This window comes from Chryseobacterium populi (assembly GCF_000282115.1).
Classification (GTDB): Bacteria; Bacteroidota; Bacteroidia; order Flavobacteriales; family Weeksellaceae; genus Chryseobacterium; species Chryseobacterium populi.
Genome location: NZ_AKJY01000025.1, coordinates 1 through 2697, shown reverse-complemented (window position 1 = coordinate 2697; position 2697 = coordinate 1). Strand labels below are relative to the sequence as shown.

Here is a 2697-nt window from a genome sequence, read left to right as displayed (position 1 = left end):
ATCTGCATCCACAGGCCTATAATACCCGTTACAACAGGTGTTGAAAAAGAGGTGCCGCTGTCTATACCTGCGCTTTGAGTTCCGGTAGTATTTTCTGCAGTTGCTGCAAAGGCAACTTCTGTTCCTGTTGTCGTGATATCCGGTTTTATACCTCCGTCATCTCTTGGTCCTGCGCTGCTGTAAAAGGACCGTACAACATCGGTAGGAGCAGTATATCTGTTGTCGTTGGCTGCAATGATATCAGTAGCTCCTACAACGATTATATTTTTGGCAAGGGAGCCGTTGTTTAGGCAGTCATACCCCGATATGCAGTTGTCTGGCGGTAAAACTTCCGTTGCCGCAAACTGTACAGGAGGGTTATTGGCAGGACCGGCATGATATCTGGGCAATACAGCTCCATAACCTGTAGGTCCTGTTGTAGCCGTATTACCGGCCGCTTTTACTATCACATAAGAAGGATTGGTATATACAATTTGATCATATTCCTTATCATGTGAATAATAAGTACCTTGCAAATCCTGATGTGCTCCGGCTACGGTTAATGCATCGGGATTTCCATTCCAATACAGTACCTGTTGTCCGGTGCTGGGCAGGGGGTATAGAAGCCAGCCAGCCTGTGAGCCATAGGAATGATTGGATATTTTTGGGGCAGCCAGCAGTATTTTTTGGAATACGGTACTTTCCAGGGAACTTCCCGGTAATACGGTATTTTGAAAGGAATAATTGTCGAATGTACTGTTAGAAGCTATACCTTTAAGATCAACAGATACATTTGCTCCATTGTATTGTAGGGTAATTGGCAGGCTTTTTGCCCCAATAAAACCGGTTACAGCTGTAGCATGTAAATCATAATTTGCGGTGGTACCGGTGGCAGCCTCCTTATTGGTGATCCTGTTGGGCATATTATCAAAAGCGACATGCCCTCCAAAAGCCCTGCCCCCATCAAAGACTGTATATTTAATATTCTCTCCGTTAAAAGATCCTGTAAGGCCATTTATAGTGCCGTTTTGTAAGAAATCAGCATTTGAATTCTTTCCCTGTCTCAGATCAGTTAGCTCATTGAAAAGAGGGTTGCCATCCGGAGTGAATCCTGCCAGCTTACTTCTTTGCTCCTCAATTCTTTTTTGAGTATCAGCAGATCTGCTTGTTCCATAATGTTTAGAAACATAAGCTTCAAATTTTTCGTTATTCTCAATTCTCTGTTTCTCAAACTGTCTCATTAAGTCCTGGTTGCTTTGTGCACTTAAACTTAAAATGGCCAAAGTGCCGGCCGAAATAAAAATTTTCTTCATAGGTTTTTATTATGTTCGCCTAAATATAATAATTAAACATATTGGTTTTAACTTAACTGTCTGTTAATTAGTGTATTGGTTTAAAAGTTAAATTTGTTTTTATTGTTGAGTTTATAATTTTAAATGTATTGTGGTATCTTATTATTTTTATCCTTTGAAAAAATGTAATATTATGTTTAGTCTGTGATAAAAAATGAGGTTTGGGGTATTTTTAAGTCATATTATTTTGTTATTTTTTGCAGATGTCAAAAAAACCGTTTCCACAATTTGTGAAAACGGTTTGAAAGTAAAAATATGGATCTGCTTGCTATTCCTTAATAAGCTTTTTAGAAATAACTTCTTTACCTGTTTTTACCTCAAGAATATAAATTCCTTTGGCACAGGCTGAAAGGTCTATGGATGTTTTATCACTTCTGATGAATCCGGTTTGTAATTTTTTGCCAGACAGATCATATAAGCTGAAAGTTGATTTTTTAGGAGCCTTTAATACATTAACGAAATCTTTGGTGATCGTTGGGGAAATAATAATTTGATTGGCTCTTCCGGCTTCATTTGTTGCTAAAACTTCGGTGAACCCTGTTACTAAAATAGAATAGTTCTGGGGAGTACCTGCTCCTGAAGCATTAACAAGGTTTCCTTTATTTGAAACTTCTATTCTGTAGGTTCTTCCTGCGATCGGTGCATCAATGACTACCTGTTCCACATTGTCAACAGTATTATCTGCTTTGGTAGCAGGGTTTTGCGGATTGTTGGCATCAAGCTTCCAGGGATAATATACGGTGTTATCCGTAGTGTCTATAATTCTCAGATCCAGGTCATTAACCAGTTTTGAAGTTCTGTTGTTATGGGCTGTCTGCCATGTTGTCGGGAGAGTTGTGTTGGCAGGATCTGTCCAGGCTATGGTTACTTTAAGAGGCTCTGATCCTGAAGCTGTTCCTGTTTTGCTGTTAATAATGCCGTTATTTAAAGTTTCATCATTAAAAATAACCGTATTGTTGGATTTTCCTACTAATAATTCTGCTCCTTTTTTTGCGTTGATATAACCCCACCCATACCATGGATCCGGGCCTACACTTCCTGCTTCCAGGGCTGAATGTACAGTTAAGGTTTTTGCCGCTGCTGCATTAAGTTCAAGAGCCGGGAATAATTGCCTGTAAATCTGCATCCACAGGCCTATAATACCCGTTACAACGGGTGCTGAAAAAGAGGTGCCACTACCTATATCCACGCTTGAAGTCCCGGTGGTGTCTTCTAAAGTTCCTGCAAAGGCAACATTGGTTCCCGTTACAGTTATATCCGGTTTTATGCCACCATCATCTCTTGGCCCTGCACTGCTATAGCCGGCTTTCACAACATCGGTAGGAGCAGTATATCTGTTGTCGTTGGCTGCAATGATATCAGTAGC

The 2697-nt window shown here is 40.2% G+C and carries 2 protein-coding genes; both read right to left on the bottom strand.

Annotated features, from left to right (window positions below):
• Window positions 1-1292: S8 family serine peptidase (locus PMI13_RS07980; RefSeq protein WP_007842526.1), on the bottom strand; the 1292-nt coding region annotated here is incomplete at its 3' end.
• 307 nt (window positions 1293-1599) lie between these two features.
• A partial coding sequence (locus tag PMI13_RS07975; protein WP_007842524.1) for a T9SS type A sorting domain-containing protein occupies window positions 1600-2697 on the bottom strand: 1098 nt, incomplete at its 5' end.